Consider the following 17,213-nt stretch of genomic DNA (forward strand, 5'->3'; position numbering starts at 1 on the left):
TTTCCCGTCCTGAGTATATGCAGCAAACCCGTCTTAATACCCTGCTTGATCGTTTAGGCGCCGGGATTCAGGAGCAGTTAAAAAATCCGTGGCGACGGCTAGCAACACTGAGTATTGCCTTTCTCTTTGGGGTGTTCTTGGGCTTAGCCATTTCCTCGAGTGCAGGTCAATTGGGCTATTTAGATATTGTGGCCTCGAGCATCGTAGCAATTATTGCTGAAGTGATTAGTGCTATGTTCTATAGCGATCGCTGGAAACTGCGGCAAACTCTCTTTGGCGAAATTCTCAATGCCTTGAAGTTCGGTCTCCTCTATGGTTTGTTCCTCGTTGCCTTCCTTCTGGGAAGTTAGTTGCTAATTCAATTGGAAACCTCATGAATGAGTATTGCGGCAATTTTAATCGCCATTCCCGACAATGAACCGCCAGCAGACCTTGAAGCACTCATCGCCGCCGCAGAGGAAGGAGACTTACCCAGTTGCATCCTAGAAACTGCATGGCACGGTCTGCAAACGACCCTAGCAAAACGTTTTGACCAGAGGCAATGGCTGCTGCCCACATCTATCCTGCTTCTCTTTTTAGCAAACCAGCAAGGGGCAGGAATACTCATTTACTGTGATTAGCCGAGGCTGGCATTCCCTTGTTACTCTCATATTTAAGAAAAGGGCTGTAATTTGAGTACAATAGTGTGATGCCAACGGCGGCTTGCCCTGTTGGTACGGCGTTTACCCTAAGTTGATCACTGCCTGCTATGGTTCAAGAGCGTAGTCTGCCCTCTTTGTCCATTCCCCAAACCACGATTACTCGTGAGCAGGGGTTAATGCTCTATGAAGATATGGTACTGGGGCGCACCTTTGAAGATAAGTGTGCCGAAATGTACTACCGGGGGCGGATGTTTGGCTTTGTCCACCTCTACAACGGTCAAGAGGCAGTCTCTACAGGTGTGATCAAGGCGATGCGTCCCGATGATTACGTGTGCAGTACCTATCGCGATCACGTTCATGCCCTGAGCGCCGGTGTTCCTGCCCGTGAAGTGATGGCTGAACTCTTTGGCAAGGCGACGGGGTGTAGCAAAGGCCGGGGCGGCTCAATGCACCTCTTTTCTGCTAAGCATAATCTCTTGGGGGGCTTTGCCTTTGTCGCTGAGGGGATTCCAGTCGCAACGGGGGCAGCATTTCAGACGATGTACCGCCGTCAGGTGATGGGCGATGCCAAGGCCGATCAGGTCACCGCTTGCTTCTTTGGTGATGGTGCCAGCAATAATGGCCAGTTCTTTGAGTGCTTGAATATGGCAGCCCTCTGGAAATTACCCATTCTTTTCGTGGTGGAAAATAACAAGTGGGCGATCGGTATGGCCCATGAGCGTGCCAGTTCCGAAACAGAAATCTACAAGAAGGCCAAGGTCTTTGGCATGGTGGGTGAGGAAGTGGATGGCATGGATGTGCTGGCGGTGCGTACAGTGGCTGAAGCAGCGATCGCCCGCGCCCGTGCCGGTGAAGGCCCCACCCTGATTGAAGCTTTGACCTACCGTTTCCGAGGGCACTCCCTTGCCGATCCCGATGAACTGCGCTCCAAAGAAGAGAAAGAATTTTGGCTGAAGCGCGATCCGATCAAAAAGCTGGGCGCCTACCTCGTGGAGCAGGAACTGGCCACTAGCGAAGACCTGCGTGCCATTGAGCAAAAAGTACAAGCGATTGTGGATGATGCTGTGGCCTTTGCCGAGGAAAGTCCTGAGCCTAAGCCCGAAGAACTCTACGACTACATCTTTGCGGATGAATAGGTTGGGCCGCTGCCAGCAACGGGGGCATTGCCCGAAAAATAGGACAATTTTGCAACAGGAGCAAACTCACGCGGTAAAACGGTTCGGACAATCTCGGACAAAGCAATATCCCACTGTTGGCCAAGTCCACTGAACACTAGGAAACAAATGCCTAAGAAGCAACCGCAAACACAAATAAGTGGAATTTGGCATGTTGCAGGGGGCTGGGGTGTTGTCTTTTGGTAAACACTCGTCTGGCGAAATGCGCTGAGGGGCATAGCTCACAACGACAGTTCTAGGGGAAACTCGTGTTTAAGAGAACATTATTTACAGATTAAGGGATTATAACCTAGCCCCACCTCCCTACAGCCCTTGGCTGATCCCAGTCTCAGCAACGTCAAGAATATATTTTTATCAATGAATAAACCATTGCTGGGTCTGTTGACTAGGATAGTCACTAGAATAAAAGGAGCTTTCCCTAGAACATTGGCATGTTGTTGACTCCTCCTTTGTTTGCCTGGCTGGATGGTCTCTGGGATGGGGTATTCTCCACCCAGGGGATCATGATCATGCTGCTGATGGGCTACGCAGGGGCGATGTGGCTCTTTTTGTCCAGTGCCCCCAAGGTCTATACGATCATGGTCTCGGATTTGGAGCACGCGCGGCAGTTCTACGAGCAGGAGTTGCATTTGCCGATCGCTGATGTACCGCTGCACTACTACTACAACTATGAGCAAACCCTTGGCGTGGCTTCGATGGATCCGCTCTATGTGCCCTCGGCCTTGAGCTACAGCAGCCCCAAGCGCCCCAGCCCTAGTGATGGGTTGTGGTACCAACTCAAGAAAAATACGCAACTGCATGTCATTAGTGGTGCCAGCAAGGGGGAACGCCACCGTCAGCGCCATGTCTGCTTTGACCGTGAGTGCCTCGAACTCCTATTGCTGCGGATTCAACGGCGGCAGTTGCGCTACAAAATGCGCAGCGATCGCCCCCTCAATTTCCTTGTCAAGGACTACGACGGCACCGTGATTGAAATGGCAGAAATTTCGGCGCGGCCATGACAGACCTCCAAGAACTCCCTAGTCGTGGTCATCTCTTGACGGAGCAGATCAATCCCGCCAGCCAGAATCTGGATCAGCTCACTCCCTTGGAACTAGTTGATCTGTTTAATCAGGAAGATGCCCAAACGCTGCGGGCGATCGCCCAAGCCCGCGAGGTCTTAGCCCAAACCATTACCGCCACAGCAGCCCGCCTCCGCCAAGGGGGACGCCTCTTCTACGTTGGTGCCGGCACCAGTGGTCGCTTGGGGGTTTTGGATGCTGCGGAATGTCCACCCACCTTTTGTACACCGCCCCATTTGGTTCAAGGCATTCTGGCCGGCGGTGAGGCTGCCCTTGTGCGCAGTTCCGAAGGCCTTGAGGATCGCTACGAAGATGGCGCCGCCGTGGTGGGCGATTGCCAGATTACTGCCCAAGATGTGGTGATGGGTATTACCGCTGGCGGAACCACTCCCTATGTTCATGGGGCACTGGATGCAGCGCAAGCAGTAGGGGCACTTACGGTCTTTATGGCCTGTGTTCCCTCGGATCAGGTACAGCGGGCTGCCGACATTGACATTCGCCTACTGGTGGGGCCTGAACTCCTTGCTGGATCCACCCGTTTGAAAGCCGGTACTGCCACAAAAATGGCACTGAATATCATTTCCACGGGGGTGATGGTGCAGTTGGGCAAAGTCTATGGCAACCGCATGGTGGATGTGGCGGTCACCAATCGTAAGCTCTTGGATCGTGCCCTGCGGATTCTCACGGATCTCACGGGGATTGATCGCGCAGCAGCAGCAGCTCTCCTCGAACGCAGTGGCTACCAAGTGAAGCGTGCCCTGCTCATGTACTGGACAGAACTGGATGCCCTTGCCGCTCAAGCTCTACTCGATCAACACAATGGCCAACTGCACGCGGCCAAAAGTGCTGCCCTGAACCCCTAAATGCCCACTTTGAAGCCAAGACCGCGATTATTGCGGGGTTCCTCAAACTGCCTGTACACCTTTGGATCGGGGCGAGTAGGCACAGGCGAAATCTCTAGGCTGTTTTCAATCTCTGCCATATTACTCGCAGGTGGGACAGCATTGGGGTTTGCCGCAGGATCGGGGGCTGATTGCAGTGCCGATCGCAACTCGGGGCTAACTTGAATCGTGCCAATGGCAGCGGAATTAGCAAAGACAGGTACAGCAGGCAGCATACTGGCAATTACTATCCAAGGGATTGAGGAGAAACGCATAGTAAAGAATCCTCAAGGGGGTTAGAAATTAAGCACTTAAGAACCCCTAACTGCGTTGGGAGTATTCTCTATGTTTTCTATTTTAGGGCAGCCACCTCTCCCTTGGTTGCAGCAAGGGATACCCCCTGTAGTGGCAAGATAACAATAGGACGGAGAGAGAGGGATTCGAACCCTCGGTGAGTTGCCCCACACAGCATTTCCAGTGCTGCGCCTTCGACCACTCGGCCATCTCTCCACGTTTAGGCAGTTCTACTATCCTATCAGAAGTCCTGTGTCTCTGCTGCATCCCATTGCCCAAGCCAGTTTTGCCATCATTGATCGCGAGATCGGTCCTCACCCCTTTGATGCCCCAAGCTATGCGATTTTGCGGCGAATTATCCACAGCACGGCAGATTTTGAGTTTAAGAACCTGCTGGAGATTTCGCCGGGGGCGATCGCCCACATGACACAAGCCCTGCGCTCAGGTGTGCCGATTATTACCGATGTGGCCATGGTCAGGGTCGGCATTCAAACCATGGTCAGCCGTACCTTTCAGAATCCAATTATTACCGCCCTTGACGATGGCAGCCACACCGCTCCCGATCAAACCCGCAGCGAAGCAGGGATGATCCGCGCTTGGCAACAGTGGCCCGATGCCCTGTTTGTGGTTGGGAATGCGCCAACGGCGCTCCTTGCCCTGTGCGATCGCCTGCAACAAACCCGTGTACCGCCGGCGGGCGTCATTGGTGTCCCGGTTGGCTTTGTCAATGTTGTAGAGTCAAAAGCAGCCCTTGCCCAACTGCCCGTGCCTCAAATTCGTGTTGCCGGTCGCAAGGGGGGATCGCCTGTGGCGGCAGCGATTGTGAATGCCCTGCTGGAGTTGGCCGATAGCAAGGAGTCAGTGTGACCCCGATTCATGTGGTGGGCATTGGCCTAGAGGGGCTGGCAGGGTTGGGGGAAACAGTTCAGGAAATTATTCGCACAGCGACGCTTTTGGTGGGGAGCGATCGCCATCTTCAGTTGATTCCCCATGGAGACGCCCGCCGCTTGTCTCTACGGGACTTTAACGCCAGTTTCAAGGCGATTCAAACCCACTTGGCAACAACCCCGAACCCCCAAGTGGTCATTCTCACCAGTGGCGATCCCCTGTTTTACGGGCTGGGACGCTGGCTGCTCGAAGTCTTTACTCCCGATCAGTTGACGTTTCATCCCCACCTCAGTGCGGTGCAGTTGGCCTTTAGTCGGCTCAAGCTCCCTTGGCAGGATGCCGTGATCTACAGTGCCCATGGTCGCGATTTAGCGGGGTTGGTGCCGCTGTTGCAGCGGGGGGTGGAGAAAATTGCCATCTATACCGATGGTGAGGCTAATATTGCTGCCATTAGCCGCTTATACCAAGCATTGCACCTGCCGGTGTCCTATCGGGCGTGGGTGTGTCAGGCCTTGGGTAGTGCAGACGAAGCCATTCTGCCGTGGGACTTAGCCCAACCAGTGACAATGCTTCCGCCGGTACATCCGCTGAATTTGGTGGTGCTCCTGCGTCAACCCCAGCACCTACCCCCTCGGGAACAGCCCGTTTTTGGCCTAGGGGATGATCAATTTTTCACCTTTGGCGATCGCCCCAGCTTGATGACAAAGCGGGAAGTGCGGGTATTGGCCTTGGCGGAACTTGCCCTCACCGGCACTATCGAAACCGTTTGGGATGTGGGCGCCGGCACCGGCAGTGTTGCTGTGGAAATCGCCCGCCTTGCCCCCCAAGCCACCATCTATGCGATCGAGAAAACGGCGATTGGCTTTCAACTGATTGAGCGCAACCGCAAGGCTTTTGGTTTGACCAATCTGATCCCAATCCAAGGAGCAGCACCCCAGAGCCTCAGTGGCTTGCCGCAACCGGATCGCGTGTTTATTGGCGGCAGTGGTGCCCAATTACTGGCCAATCTCGACTATTGTTGGTCACACTTGAAAGCTGGCGGCCGGTTGGTGCTGGCGATCGCCACCCTCGAACACCAAGGCCAAGTTCTCCACTGGTGTCAAACCCAGCAAATCAGCCCGCAAGTGCTACACGTGCAACTCAGCCGCTCCGTTCCCTTGGGTCAAGGCCACCGCCTCCATCCCCTCAATCCAGTCACCCTCATCACCCTGAGTCAGGGGTAAAAATAGCCATCGGGATAAACCGTGGTGCGATCGCACACCGCAGCCGACAGATCAACACCCGTTGCCCGAAAAAAATTACACCGCTGTACCTGGGCTGCCGTTAAATCTGCCTGCTCTAAATTGGCCTGTTGCAGGTTGGCCCCTTGGAGATTCGCTTGTCGCAAATTGGCATAGCGCAGATCCGCCCCCTGAAGATTAGCGCCTTGCAGGTTTGCCCGTTCCAAATTGGCCGATCGCAGGTTGGTGCGGACAAGGTTGGCTCCTTCAAGATCCGCTGCCGCAAGGTTCGCTTGATACAACTGAGCATCCCCTAATTCACTGTGGCGTAGATTGGTGGCAATCGCTTGAATTCGATTCAACTGGCAATAGGGCAAATAGGCATTTTCCAAATTACTCTCACTGAAATCGGCATCACTGAGATTGGTGTCAAAAAGGCTCAGACCCGTCAGATCGCTGCCCCGAAAATCTCGTTCCCCCGCTGCATAGGCTGCCAATAGTTCCTCATTGCTGAATTTGGCCATAATGGTATAAAGAGCGTTGTACTGTGACTAAGTATTTCTACCTAAACCTTTTTGACTGTAGGGGGATTTATTGAGGAAGTTCATTTTATTTAATGGTTTCTTAACTTGGTGAGGCACCACAATGGGGTTTCAACCGCTTTCCTTGGCACAGCATTACCACGAACGCACCAAGTACGCCCCTGAGACCTTAGCCCAACAGGCAGCACCGCTCGATTTTAGTCGGCAGCCCAGTCCCTGCAAAACCTATCCTCTTGGTCAGTCCTTCTCCCTCAAGCCGTTTTTAGAACCTGAGCAGGGGGCAGCCCACCCCCACTGGCAGCGACTCTCACGGTTGTTGTACTGTACCTATGGCATTACTGGGGTGGTTCCCTATCCCAATCAGCCCTTTTATATGCGGGCAGCACCTTCTGCCGGGGGGCTATATCCAGCGGAAATCTATCTCCTCACTCGCAACGACACCGCCGTTCCCGCTGGCATTTATAACTACCAAGTGAAAGACCATGCCCTTGTGCAGGTGTGGCAAAGCTATTCTTGGTCAGCCCTACAGGCCGCTTGTCTTTGGCATCCAGCGCTAGAAAGGACGCACATTGCGCTGATCGTGACAGCCGTCTTTTACCGTTCCGCTTGGCGTTATGGCGATCGCGCCTATCGCCGCATTTGCCTCGACATTGGGCACCTCTTGGGGAATGTGGAACTGGCCGCCAATATCAATGACTTTCGCGCTCACTTCATTGGTGGTTTTGTGGATGCCCAAATGAATGAACTGCTTTACCTTGATCCAGAACAGGAGGGGGTGTTGGCGGTGGTTGCCCTTGCCAATTTACTCGAAGTGGGCGAAAACTTGTCCACGTTCCCCGCAGTGTTGGCCTCTGCCACCTGCTATGACTATGGGGCGATCGCCAGTGGCGAGCTACTGAAAGCTTACCATTGTGCCAGTGCCCTCACCAATAGTGACATGATCTACGGCATGGCCAAAGAGACTCCCAGCCCCCCTGCCAAGGAGCCTACTGAACCCCCTGCTAGTAAATACAACTTTCCCTTTGGTCTGCGGGTGAGTCTCAGCAAAACCATCATTGACTGGGAAACCAATCTAGCCGCTCTCCAGCAAACCATTCTGCAGCGGCGCTCGACTCGTCAGTACAGTGGCCAAGGGATTGAAGTGGATCAACTGGCTGCCCTGCTCACCTTTGCCTACCATCCTCAGGACTACCGCGATCAAGGCCTAGATGAAGCCCCTAGTTTCTTTGACCCGACATTGGTGGAAACCTTTATTGCCGTGACGCGGGTCAAGGATCTAGAGGAGGGCTGCTACTACTATGCTGTGGCCGAGCATGAGTTACGCCAAATTCGCTTCAAGAACTTTCAAGAGCAGTTGCATTTCCTCTGCCTCAATCAAGACCTCGGTCGCGATGCCGCTGTGGTGATTTTCCATACCGCCAATCTGGAGCGGGCGATCGCTCGCTATGGGGAACGGGCTTATCGCTACCTCCACATGGATGCTGGCCACCTTGGACAGCGGATCAATTTGGCTGCCACCGCTTTGGGGCTAGGGGTCAGTGGCATTGGCGGTTTCTTTGATGATCAGGTCAACGATCTCTTGGGCATTCCCCCGCAAGAAGCGGTTCTGTACATTACCACCGTTGGCAAAGCAGCGTGACCCTCACCACCCGTGGCCACTACAGTATCAAGGCTCTATTGGACTTGAGTTTGTTACCCAACTATGGGCCTGCCTCCGTGCGCGCCATTGCTGAGCGGCAAAAGATTCCTGCCCCCTATCTGGAAAAACTCTTGATTGAATTGCGGCGGGCTGGCTTGGTGCGATCGCTGCGAGGCGTCTATGGGGGCTATCAACTGGCCCGTCCCCCGGCCGCCATTTCCCTGCGGGATATCCTTACTGCCGTTGGTGAATCGCCGACCCCCCTGTTTTTGCATCCTCCCCAACCGGAAGATGGCACAGCGGATTGGGTGACCTTGAGTCTCTGGCAACGACTCCACCAAAAACTTCAGGATGCCTTGGCCAGTATCTCCCTTGAGGATTTATACTTTGATGCCCGTAGTTGGCAAGCGGCTCAAGGGGATGGGGCAACGTTTGTCATCTAGGCGATCTAGGCTAAGGGCATCCCAGAGTGGGGGGAGACACCCATGTCAGCACCAACCTACCCCAAAGCATGGCTGATCATTCGCGAACGTGGTTTGCCGAAACGGGAAGTTATTCTCAGTCCCGATCGCCAGTGGACGATTGGTCGCCAACTGGATTGCAATATTCTCCTCAAAGATACCTACGTCTCGCGAGTGCATGCCGTCATCAACGCCTTTCTCTTTAAGGGGCAGCCCCTCTATTTCATTAGTGATTACCACAGTCGCAATGGCACGCTCCTCAATGGCCTGCCAATTCAGCACAGCACCCTCCTCCACCATGAAGATGTCATTTGTGTGGGTACCACCCTCATTGTTTTTTACTATCCAGACATGTTTAAGGACATCTCCCTCGATGAGCGCCCCAAACTGAGCAAACGTTCAACCGGCAGTCTGCCTTGGGTTGGCTAGGGGTTTGACAGCCACAGGGGATAAATTTTATGATGGAAAATTGTTGAGTTTGCACGGAACAGGTTTTCCAAGAGGCACGCATCCCCTCACCTGCACGGCAAGGAGTTTTTTAGTTTCTATGGCATACGCAATCATTGAGACCGGTGGCAAGCAACTGCGCGTTGAAGCCGGGCGCTTTTACGATGTGGAGCGGCTCCCCGTCGAGCCAGAGGGCACAATTGATCTAGAACGGGTGTTGCTGGTGCAAACCGATAGCCAAGTCCACGTGGGTCAACCCTACGTTAGTGGTGCGGTTGTCTCTGGTACGGTGATGGGGCACCGTCGCGGCCCCAAGGTGATTGTCTATAAGATGCGCCCGAAAAAGAAAACCCGCAAAAAACAAGGCCACCGCCAAGAACTGACCCGCATCATGATCAACGAGATTCGTCTTAACGGTGAATCCCTAGGAGGTTAACATGGCACACAAGAAAGGAACAGGTAGTACCCGCAACGGTCGTGACTCCAATGCCCAGCGTCTGGGTGTCAAGCGCTTTGGTGGTGAAGTGGTTAAGGCCGGTCACATTCTTGTACGGCAGCGGGGGACAAAGTTTCACCCCGGCGCCAATGTCGGTCGCGGCAGTGACGATACTCTTTTTGCAACGATCGCGGGTGTGGTCACCTTTGAGCGCTATGGCAAAAATCGCAAGCGCGTGAGTGTCTATCCCCTAGCCGAGGGCTAAAACCACTCCCCGATCAACATTCAAAAATCATCTAATTGGGTCAATCCTCGGGGTTGGCCTTTTTTGTTGTCTTAGTCAATGACTCTCCTAAGGAAGTGTTGACCCGATTATTGTAAATTTCTATGAACAGCTTGCTTTAAGGTCGAGAAATTGTTAAATTAGATACAGAAATAAATCGTTCATCTCTCGCAGGACATCAGTAAACGCTTTTCAGACCGAGTTTAATTGTCAGCGTTGTACCTTCGCGAGGGACGGAAGTAGGGAAACAGATCCCGAAGGAACGCGCCTCAGCCAGTCCACCTTGTAATAAAAATGGGGCGAAAATTATGACGACTCTTACTTATCGCGGCGTTCAATACAACTACGTTCCTCCAGCGATCAACACCCAAGCAACGGATGTCGTGGCCAAGTATCGCGGTAGCACCTATCGTGTGGCTGCTCCGACAAATCCACCGGAAGACTCCTTAAAAATCATGACCTATCGGGGTGTCAAGTATCAAAAAGGTAAACAGCCCGCTGGTGTTCCCGCTGCGCGCTTGGCCGATAATGTGGCTTCTGTGCCCATGACAGCAACGGTTAACGAAATGGCTCGCTCCTTGGCGATGGCACATCATGTGATGATTAAAAGCCGTGAACAAACCCTCCTTGCCCGGATGGCAGAAGCAATCGGCATGCCGGTGACGGCAGCCCACTACTGGAACCAAATCCAAGGGAAAATTAACCCCGTCTTTGGTGCCACCTACGATCGCTCCCCTGTGGCGCTGAGCTAAGGCAGCAATGACACTGGGTTGAAGTGTTGAGTTGAGTCAGTAGGAAAATAACGAGGGAGTCAGGTCATTCTTGGCTCCCTTTTGCTGTGGGCATTAACCCCGCCGATCCCAGGGCCCCCAAATGGCAAAGGTCATCCCCGGATGGTAGAGATTGACAAACATGGTTTGGCCGTCGGGTGAGAAGCAAACCCCCGCCAGTTCTTGATCATTGAGGGCATTGCGCGCAAAGGTGTATAGCTCTCCTTGGGGGGTGATACCAATGAGGCGATTAATGGCATCGTCGCCATCTTCGCAGCAAATGAGGTCTCCCCAAGGGGCCATCGTCAAGTTATCGGGATAATCAAGAACCTCTTTGCCGGGGGACTCGACAAACAGCTCAATCGTGCCACCATCTGCTGCGGTGCGACCGGGGCGGTATCGCCAGATTTGGCCTAGCCGCTTTTCACCACCACTGGTGGCTGTAAAGTAAAATTCGCCATTGTGGTAGCAGAGGCCTTCACCGCGTACAAATTGGGCTGCCCCTTTGTCGTAGCCCTCATAGCGCACGGTGTCGAGGGGGGGGTCAGGCTGGGTGATATTTACCCATTCCACTTCAAAGGGTTTGCGCAGGGGAAAATCCTGACCGGTGTTAATTTTCGGGTAGCGTTTGATTTTCAAGGCTTGGAGTTGGCCGCCAGCAGCAAGGTTGGTGGGTTCCTTGGGAATAAAGCGATAAAAGAGACTATCGCCGCGATCCTCTGTTTGATAGACGATATGCGTTTGCGGGTCGATGGCGATCGCCTCATGTTGAAAGCGCCCCATTGCCTTGAGGGGAACTGGCGTCACGGGGCCTTGGGCACTGATCGGTACTTCAAAGTTGTAGCCGTGGCGTTTTTGCACCGGACCGCGGTTGGCAGGATGTTCGGGCGTGGAAATGGTTTCCTCGCAGCTAATCCAACTGCCCCAAAGGGTTTTGCCGCCACCACAATTGCGCGAGGTACCGGCCAAAGAAACGTAATGCTTGAGGAGTTGCCGATCTTTGCTCACCACGAGTGTAGTGGTGCCGCCGGGGGCAATGGGGTCATACATCCGCTCCTTGGGAGCCACCACCCCCTGAAAGGCACGGGGTAGCCCCGGATACATCTCATGGTTGCGCACAAGGATGGTCGTGCCATCGGGGCCGGGGAAGGCGGCCATGCCATCATGGAGCGTCGGGACGGGGGTACCATCACTCAGGCGATCGCCCAGCTTGGAAAATACCCGATACTGAAAGCCTGCCGGCAAATCCAACAGGCCATTGGGATCCTGCACCAAGGGGCCAAATCCGCGTGTGGTCAGCAGTTCACCTTGGGCGGCCCGTTGATAGAGAAGCTGTAATCCTTGGGGAAACAGTGCTGCCCCCATACCGGCGGCGGCAAGGGTGAGGAAGCGACGACGTTGCAAACCCATAAAAAACCCATGTAAACTGCACAACCAACGGCTAAAAGCCGACCCCTATTGTCTTACTGCAAACTTAGGAAGTTATTCAAGGGCATTTTGTGGCCGATTGCAGATCGCTTGCTAAAATAAAGTCATAATGAGTTTGGATAAGTCAATGCGAGTGATCGATTTGCCCCTCAATGCCATTCGTCGTCCCCTGATGCGGCAAACGGATCCTGCAAAAGTCGCAGCGTTGATGGCCTCCATTGCGGAAATTGGCCAGCAGGAACCCATTGATGTCCTTGAAGTCGAAGGGCAGTACTATGGCTTTTCGGGGTGTCATCGCTACGAAGCCTGTCAACGCCTCGGACTGCCGACGATTCGGGCACGAGTCCGCCGGGCGCCCCGTTCGGTACTGAAGCTGCACCTTGCCTAGGCATCTTGTCAGATTCGCCTCAGTGTGGGATTCTAGCCAATTAGCCCCTCTAGGATAGCGATCGTGACCGGTGTACGCCTTGAACAACTGACCAAGGTCTATCGCGACCCCCAGCGCGGGCATGATGTCACGGTGCTGCAAGGGATTGATCTGAGGGTCGGTGCGGGCGAGTTTTTGGTGCTGGTGGGGCCTTCGGGGTGTGGCAAAAGTACCCTGCTGCGGCTCATTGCGGGTTTGGATGAACCAACCACGGGCACAATTTGGGTGGGCGATCGCGTGGTCAATGGTTTACCGCCCAAAGCGCGGGACATTGCCATGGTTTTTCAAAGCTATGCTCTTTATCCCCACTTGACGGTCTATGACAACTTGGCCTTTGGCTTGCGTCGTAACACCCAGATGAATGGCCTCCTCCCCGCCCCCATTGAAGCAACTTTGACGCGCTGGACGCGATCGCTCCCCAAGGGGATGCAACTGTCTTTTCCCCGCGAACGCATGATTCACCAGCGGGTGATGCAGATTGCGGCGATGTTGCAAATTGGTCACTTGCTCTATCGCTATCCCAAACAACTGTCCGGTGGTCAGAAGCAGCGGGTGGCCCTCGGACGAGCCATGGCCCGCAATCCCCAAGTGTTTTTGATGGATGAACCGCTTTCAAACCTTGATGCCAAGCTGCGCACCGAAACCCGCGCTCAAATTGTCCAACTGCAGCAGCAATTGGGCATCACAACCATTTATGTGACCCATGATCAAACGGAAGCAATGACGATGGGCGATCGCATTGTGGTGCTGCACCAAGGTCAAATCCAACAAATTGCCAGCCCCCTCGACCTGTATCAACGCCCTGCCAATCGCTTTGTCGCTGAGTTTATTGGCTCACCGCCAATGAATTTCTTAGCCGTGACCCTCAACCAAGGGAAGATTCAGTACCACCATTGGCAGTTGTCCTTGAACCCGCCCTTCCCCTCGACAGCGAAGGCATGGTTAGGGATTCGTCCAGAACATTTCGCGCTGGCCACAGCTGAAGAGACCGATGTCCTGCCCGTTCAAGTGGATCTCGTGGAAGCCCTTGGCCATGAAACGGGCTTGACGGTTCACCTCTGTGCGACAGGAGAAACGTTGCGGGTGCGCTTACCAGGACAACAGCCGATTCAGCGGGGCGATCGCCTGTATTTGCGTCCTGATCCCCAGCATTTCCACTTCTTTGATGAGCAAACGGGGCAGCGACTAGAACCATGAGCCAACGCCTGCAAGCCCGCCTCGCCATGGCCGGCATTACCCGCAAGAGTCAACTGCGCCGTAAAGGATTTACCCGCCACCAAGCCAATGCCATTTGGTCAGGGGAGCTGCGTCGCTTGCGCCTAGAGACCCTCGAACACCTTGCCCAGGTTCTGGGGGTGACGCCCTTGGAGTTTTGGCAGTGGTTTTATGGTGAAGCGTCCCCTGAGGCTGCCCTGCAACACCAAGCCCTTCAGATTCTGGAGCCGTTTCTGCGTTTCTGGCCCACTGCCGCCTACGCCGCTAGCCAAAACCCCACTGCCCCCGCCCAGAGAATTTTGCCCCTTGTGAAGCCGGTGTTTCAACTCCTCGAGCAGTGGGGGATTCGGTTGATTGGTGAGGTTGGAGCCTGTGTTCCCTTTGATCCGCACCAGCACCAAAGCGATCGCGTGCCCTTAGAGGAAGGCACCCCTGTGCGCATTAGCCATGCGGGCTATTGGTGGGGCGATCGCCTGCTCTTTCGGGCGGTGGTGACGCCAGTAGATACTCTTGGACAATCTGCCCCCTCAGCACATGCTCCTGAATCACCCGCTCAATAACTGCTGGCGTTGCCGAGTGATACCAGACGCCATCGGGATAGACCACTAAAATGGGGCCCTGTTGACACACCCGTAGGCAATTGGCCTTTGTGCGAAAAATACAGCCCTCTGGGCGCGGTTGATCCAAGCCCAATTCCTTGAGGCGTTTTTTCAAATACTCCCATGCTTCTAAACCCACTGCCTTGTCACAGCACAGGGGTTTGGTTTGATCAGCACATAGGAATAGATGCCGCTGAATGTGATCAATGCCGAGAGCTGCTACTTGCTGCGCTAACGAAGGAGATGTCATAGTTGGCTTTTTCTAATCTGCAACAAGGGTTTCTGGTGTTGGTAGCACCATTGAGGACGTGGGGGAGGGTTGACGCCGATTCCATTCAATGTCGGGCATTTCCTCAAAAGCTCGCCGCAGGGAGGCCTCCCAGAACTGCCGCACCTTCGACAAAAAAGGATCACCCAAGACAAATTCGGCGCGGTGACAGATCTGAAAGCTATCGGTGCGGTACATGATCAGGTCAAGGGGAGGGCCGACGGAGATATTGGATTTCATCGTTGAATCAAGGGAGAGCAGTGCATACTTTGCCGCCGCATCTACCGGCGTATCGAAGCGCAACGTGCGGTCTAAAATCGGCTTGCCATATTTTGTTTCACCAATTTGAAGAAAGGGAGTTTCGGGGGTCGCTTGCAGAAAGTTGCCCTGACTGTAGATCAGGTAGAGGTAGGGTTCCTCGCCACGAATTTGCCCCCCCACCAGAAAGGTGCATTGGTAGTCAATGTTATCTTTGGCCAACCAAGGGCGATGACTATCGGTGACCTCCCGCAGCTTACCACCGACATAGCGGGCTACCTCGTACATATTGGGCAGCGAGTTGAGACTGTGCTCCAACTGACCCTTGAGATCACGACGAATGAGCGTGAGCACTTCCTGAGTAATTGAAAGGTTACCAGCGGTACAAATGACAATCACCCGCTCCCCCGGCACCGAAAAATCAAAGAGTTTCTGATAGGTGGAAATGTAATCCACCCCCGCATTGGTGCGAGAGTCTGCCGCCATCACCAGACCCGACGTGGTGAGAATTCCCAAGCAATATGTCATTTTGCCTATGCTCCGCCAATAACCAAGCACTATAGAGTGTATAAGGGATTTGCAGCGATCGCTACGGACGCTGGGCATTGGAAATTGACCTGATCATCCGATAGGGTAGGGTTCGGTGTCACAGCGAAGTTTGCAGCGATGTCAGCCATTCTAGAAACCCTTGCCCTGATTCTCATGCTGGGATTCTTTGGGGGTCAGTTGGCACGGCGACTAGGGGCACCGGCCTTGATCGGCATGATTCTCGTGGGGATTGTCCTCGGGCCTGCGGCCTTGAATCTGTTGCAAACCGATGTCCTAACGGCAGCCCCCACCTTCCGTGCTGTTGCGGTGATGGTGATTTTGATGAAGGCGGGGCTGGGCTTGGATCGTCAGAAGTTGGCACAACAGGGCACGGTGGCGCTACGCCTCGGGGTATTACCCGCACTGTGTGAAATGGTCGTTGTGGCTGGGGTGGCGATGCTGCTACTGGGATTTGATTTGCGCCAAGGGCTATTGTTGGGGGCGATCGTGGCACCGGAGTCCCCGGCTGTCATTGTGCCGGGCATGCTACGGCTAAAAAGTTTGGGCTGGGGCGTGGACAAGGGGATTAGTGATGCGATTCTCTCGGGCAGTGCTATTTCCGATGTAGTCATACTGCTGCTGTTTAGTCTGCTGATGGGGTCTGAGCATGAGGGAGGATTCCTAGGGGCTTTGCCGCCCGCCTTGGGGGTGAGTGTGCAGGCACTCCTTGAAATTGGTGGTGGCTTGATCGTGGGCTATGGCTTGGCCTGGGCGCTGGTCTTTTTGTTGGTCAAGCAAAACTGGAGTCAAAATCGGGTGCAAACAACCCTCGTGGCAGCAGCAGTGGCCTTGGGAGCGGTGGGCTTGGCCGATCGCCTGCCGTTGTTTTCCGGCTACCTTGCGGTGATGAGTGCCGGCTTCTTCTTGATTGAGATGGATGCCCCCCTAGCGCGGCAATTGCGGGGCGGCTTTGATGTGCTGTGGCAGGTGGCAGAGATTTTTCTCTTCGTGCTGTTGGGTGCCAGTGTCCAGTTGGGGGTGTTGCAAAGTTCCCTCGGTGTGGGTTTGGTGATTTTGGCGGTGGGTACCTTGATTGGGCGGGGCATCGGTTGGTATCTTTCCACCCTTGGCAGTCATTGGACACTCTCCGAACGCCTCTTTTTGCTGCCGGGGAATTCCGCAAAGGCAACGGTGCAAGCGGCGATCGGTGCTTTACCCTTATCCGCTGGGGTGGCGGGGGGTGAAACGATGCTGGCGATCGCGGTTCTCTCGATCCTGATTACGGCTCCCTTGGGGGCATGGGCAATTCCCACGTTTGCACCAAAGCTCCTGCAAAAGGGCGAGGTGGATGCCACCAAAGTTCTGCTGCAACCACGGGTTGTGCTCTTAGCACCGGTGGATGTTTCGAGTGTCACCCCCTACGTTCTCCAAAAGACGGCGGAATTAGCGCGGCGTGCTGATGCGGAAGTGATTGTGCTCCATGTGCAGGATGTTCCTGATCCCAAGGCAGTGGCCACACTCCAAGCCCAAGTCAAGCAGTACCTCGCAGACATTCGCTATCGTTTCATTGTGACCGCTGGCCCAATTCCCCAAGCCATTTTGGATACGGCAACCCTCTACAACGTGACCGAAATTATCCTTGGCAAACATGGTCAAGGGGGTCTGAAGCGCGTGCTCATGGGATCTGTGTGCCAGAGTATTCTTGAGACCTCAACCCGACCCGTGCTGATTGTGGAGGAACCCCGCTCGTGA

At 54.3% G+C, this 17,213-nt stretch carries 22 protein-coding genes, 1 tRNA gene and 1 riboswitch; of the genes, 17 read left to right on the top strand and 6 right to left on the bottom strand.

From position 1 onward, the window contains the following. Nucleotides 1–17 precede the first annotated feature (17 nt). From RHH81_RS07325 to murQ, 5 genes are all read left to right on the top strand, one after another. Nucleotides 18–350 carry a DUF565 domain-containing protein gene (locus RHH81_RS07325; protein ID WP_206199605.1) on the top strand — a complete coding sequence of 111 codons (333 nt, stop codon included), beginning with the start codon at nt 18–20 and terminating at the stop codon, nt 348–350. A 27-nt stretch (nt 351–377) separates the two neighbouring features. After that, nucleotides 378–620 (top strand): hypothetical protein, encoded by a 243-nt coding sequence (locus RHH81_RS07330; RefSeq protein WP_302676312.1) that lies wholly within the window; start codon nt 378–380, stop codon nt 618–620. 128 nt (nt 621–748) lie between these two features. Next, entirely contained in the window at nt 749–1,777 is a 1,029-nt protein-coding gene (gene pdhA / locus RHH81_RS07335) for a pyruvate dehydrogenase (acetyl-transferring) E1 component subunit alpha (RefSeq protein WP_206199607.1), read from the top strand. 470 nt (nt 1,778–2,247) lie between these two features. Continuing rightward, on the top strand, nt 2,248–2,817 hold the full coding sequence (locus RHH81_RS07340; protein WP_206199608.1) for a glyoxalase-like domain protein: 570 nt from the start codon (nt 2,248–2,250) through the stop codon (nt 2,815–2,817). Then, complete coding sequence (murQ, locus tag RHH81_RS07345) at nt 2,814–3,740, top strand: N-acetylmuramic acid 6-phosphate etherase (RefSeq protein WP_206199609.1); 927 nt, start codon at nt 2,814–2,816, stop codon at nt 3,738–3,740. Before RHH81_RS07340 ends, murQ begins: the two co-directional genes overlap by 4 nt. On the opposite strand, the gene RHH81_RS07350 is transcribed toward murQ, so the two are convergent. Both RHH81_RS07350 and RHH81_RS07355 read right to left on the bottom strand, forming a co-directional pair. Further along, nucleotides 3,737–4,033, bottom strand: a complete 297-nt coding sequence (locus tag RHH81_RS07350; RefSeq protein WP_206199610.1) for a hypothetical protein — start codon at nt 4,031–4,033, stop codon at nt 3,737–3,739. The two genes, murQ and RHH81_RS07350, sit on opposite strands and share 4 nt — an antisense overlap. A gap of 150 nt (nt 4,034–4,183) precedes the next feature. Continuing rightward, nucleotides 4,184–4,268: transfer RNA gene (locus RHH81_RS07355), tRNA-Ser, on the bottom strand. Between the two features lie 36 nt (nt 4,269–4,304). Here RHH81_RS07355 and RHH81_RS07360 point away from each other — a divergent pair. Next, on the top strand, nt 4,305–4,919 hold the full coding sequence (locus tag RHH81_RS07360) for a cobalt-precorrin-8X methylmutase (RefSeq protein WP_310742831.1): 615 nt from the start codon (nt 4,305–4,307) through the stop codon (nt 4,917–4,919). Then, the gene (cbiE, locus tag RHH81_RS07365; RefSeq protein WP_206199612.1) at nt 4,916–6,163 is read left to right on the top strand and encodes a precorrin-6y C5,15-methyltransferase (decarboxylating) subunit CbiE; all 1,248 of its coding nucleotides are present in this window, start codon (nt 4,916–4,918) and stop codon (nt 6,161–6,163) included. The genes RHH81_RS07360 and cbiE overlap by 4 nt, the downstream gene beginning before the upstream one ends. Here cbiE and RHH81_RS07370 read toward each other — a convergent pair. After that, a complete protein-coding gene (locus RHH81_RS07370) occupies nt 6,154–6,684 on the bottom strand; it encodes a pentapeptide repeat-containing protein (protein WP_206199613.1) in 531 nt (176 codons plus the stop codon). The genes cbiE and RHH81_RS07370 overlap by 10 nt on opposite strands. Nucleotides 6,685–6,805: 121 nt before the next feature. Here RHH81_RS07370 and RHH81_RS07375 point away from each other — a divergent pair, with 121 nt between their 5' ends. The 6 genes from RHH81_RS07375 (at nt 6,806) to RHH81_RS07400 (ending at nt 10,720) form a co-directional block, all read left to right on the top strand. Beyond that, nucleotides 6,806–8,341 carry a SagB/ThcOx family dehydrogenase gene (locus RHH81_RS07375; RefSeq protein ID WP_206199614.1) on the top strand — a complete coding sequence of 512 codons (1,536 nt, stop codon included), beginning with the start codon at nt 6,806–6,808 and terminating at the stop codon, nt 8,339–8,341. Further along, complete coding sequence (locus tag RHH81_RS07380) at nt 8,338–8,784, top strand: Rrf2 family transcriptional regulator (protein ID WP_206199615.1); 447 nt, start codon at nt 8,338–8,340, stop codon at nt 8,782–8,784. The genes RHH81_RS07375 and RHH81_RS07380 overlap by 4 nt, the downstream gene beginning before the upstream one ends. A gap of 42 nt (nt 8,785–8,826) precedes the next feature. Continuing rightward, a complete protein-coding gene (locus RHH81_RS07385) occupies nt 8,827–9,231 on the top strand; it encodes an FHA domain-containing protein (RefSeq protein ID WP_206199616.1) in 405 nt (134 codons plus the stop codon). A 118-nt stretch (nt 9,232–9,349) separates the two neighbouring features. Further along, nucleotides 9,350–9,685 carry a 50S ribosomal protein L21 gene (rplU, locus tag RHH81_RS07390; protein ID WP_206199617.1) on the top strand — a complete coding sequence of 112 codons (336 nt, stop codon included), beginning with the start codon at nt 9,350–9,352 and terminating at the stop codon, nt 9,683–9,685. Between the two features lies 1 nt (nt 9,686). Beyond that, nucleotides 9,687–9,950: a 50S ribosomal protein L27 gene (gene rpmA, locus RHH81_RS07395; protein ID WP_206199618.1), complete on the top strand. Its 264-nt coding sequence runs from the start codon at nt 9,687–9,689 to the stop codon at nt 9,948–9,950. A gap of 174 nt (nt 9,951–10,124) precedes the next feature. Continuing rightward, a riboswitch (Glutamine riboswitch) is annotated at nt 10,125–10,237 on the top strand. Between the two features lie 39 nt (nt 10,238–10,276). Next, the gene (locus tag RHH81_RS07400) at nt 10,277–10,720 is read left to right on the top strand and encodes a DUF4278 domain-containing protein (protein ID WP_206199619.1); all 444 of its coding nucleotides are present in this window, start codon (nt 10,277–10,279) and stop codon (nt 10,718–10,720) included. Nucleotides 10,721–10,813: 93 nt separating this feature from the next. Here the strand turns inward: RHH81_RS07400 and RHH81_RS07405 are convergent, their stop codons facing one another. Continuing rightward, a complete protein-coding gene (locus RHH81_RS07405) occupies nt 10,814–12,148 on the bottom strand; it encodes an alkaline phosphatase PhoX (protein WP_206199620.1) in 1,335 nt (444 codons plus the stop codon). A gap of 145 nt (nt 12,149–12,293) precedes the next feature. Between RHH81_RS07405 and RHH81_RS07410 the strand changes: the two genes are divergently transcribed. From RHH81_RS07410 to RHH81_RS07420, 3 genes are all read left to right on the top strand, one after another. After that, nucleotides 12,294–12,554 carry a sulfiredoxin gene (locus tag RHH81_RS07410; RefSeq protein ID WP_310742832.1) on the top strand — a complete coding sequence of 87 codons (261 nt, stop codon included), beginning with the start codon at nt 12,294–12,296 and terminating at the stop codon, nt 12,552–12,554. A 63-nt stretch (nt 12,555–12,617) separates the two neighbouring features. Continuing rightward, nucleotides 12,618–13,790, top strand: coding sequence for an ABC transporter ATP-binding protein (locus tag RHH81_RS07415; protein ID WP_310742833.1), 1,173 nt, complete (start codon nt 12,618–12,620; stop codon nt 13,788–13,790). Further along, on the top strand, nt 13,787–14,368 hold the full coding sequence (locus RHH81_RS07420; protein ID WP_310453581.1) for a helix-turn-helix domain-containing protein: 582 nt from the start codon (nt 13,787–13,789) through the stop codon (nt 14,366–14,368). Before RHH81_RS07415 ends, RHH81_RS07420 begins: the two co-directional genes overlap by 4 nt. On the opposite strand, the gene RHH81_RS07425 is transcribed toward RHH81_RS07420, so the two are convergent. Then, the gene (locus RHH81_RS07425; protein ID WP_149820658.1) at nt 14,250–14,657 is read right to left on the bottom strand and encodes a ferredoxin; all 408 of its coding nucleotides are present in this window, start codon (nt 14,655–14,657) and stop codon (nt 14,250–14,252) included. The two genes, RHH81_RS07420 and RHH81_RS07425, sit on opposite strands and share 119 nt — an antisense overlap. Before the next feature lie 12 nt (nt 14,658–14,669). Beyond that, nucleotides 14,670–15,461, bottom strand: a complete 792-nt coding sequence (locus tag RHH81_RS07430) for a proteasome-type protease (protein WP_190278070.1) — start codon at nt 15,459–15,461, stop codon at nt 14,670–14,672. Between the two features lie 138 nt (nt 15,462–15,599). Here RHH81_RS07430 and RHH81_RS07435 point away from each other — a divergent pair, with 138 nt between their 5' ends. Continuing rightward, nucleotides 15,600–17,213 carry a cation:proton antiporter gene (locus RHH81_RS07435; protein WP_310742834.1) on the top strand — a complete coding sequence of 538 codons (1,614 nt, stop codon included), beginning with the start codon at nt 15,600–15,602 and terminating at the stop codon, nt 17,211–17,213.

Source organism: Thermosynechococcus sp. PKX95 (assembly GCF_031583295.1).
Classification (GTDB): domain Bacteria; phylum Cyanobacteriota; class Cyanobacteriia; order Thermosynechococcales; family Thermosynechococcaceae; genus Thermosynechococcus.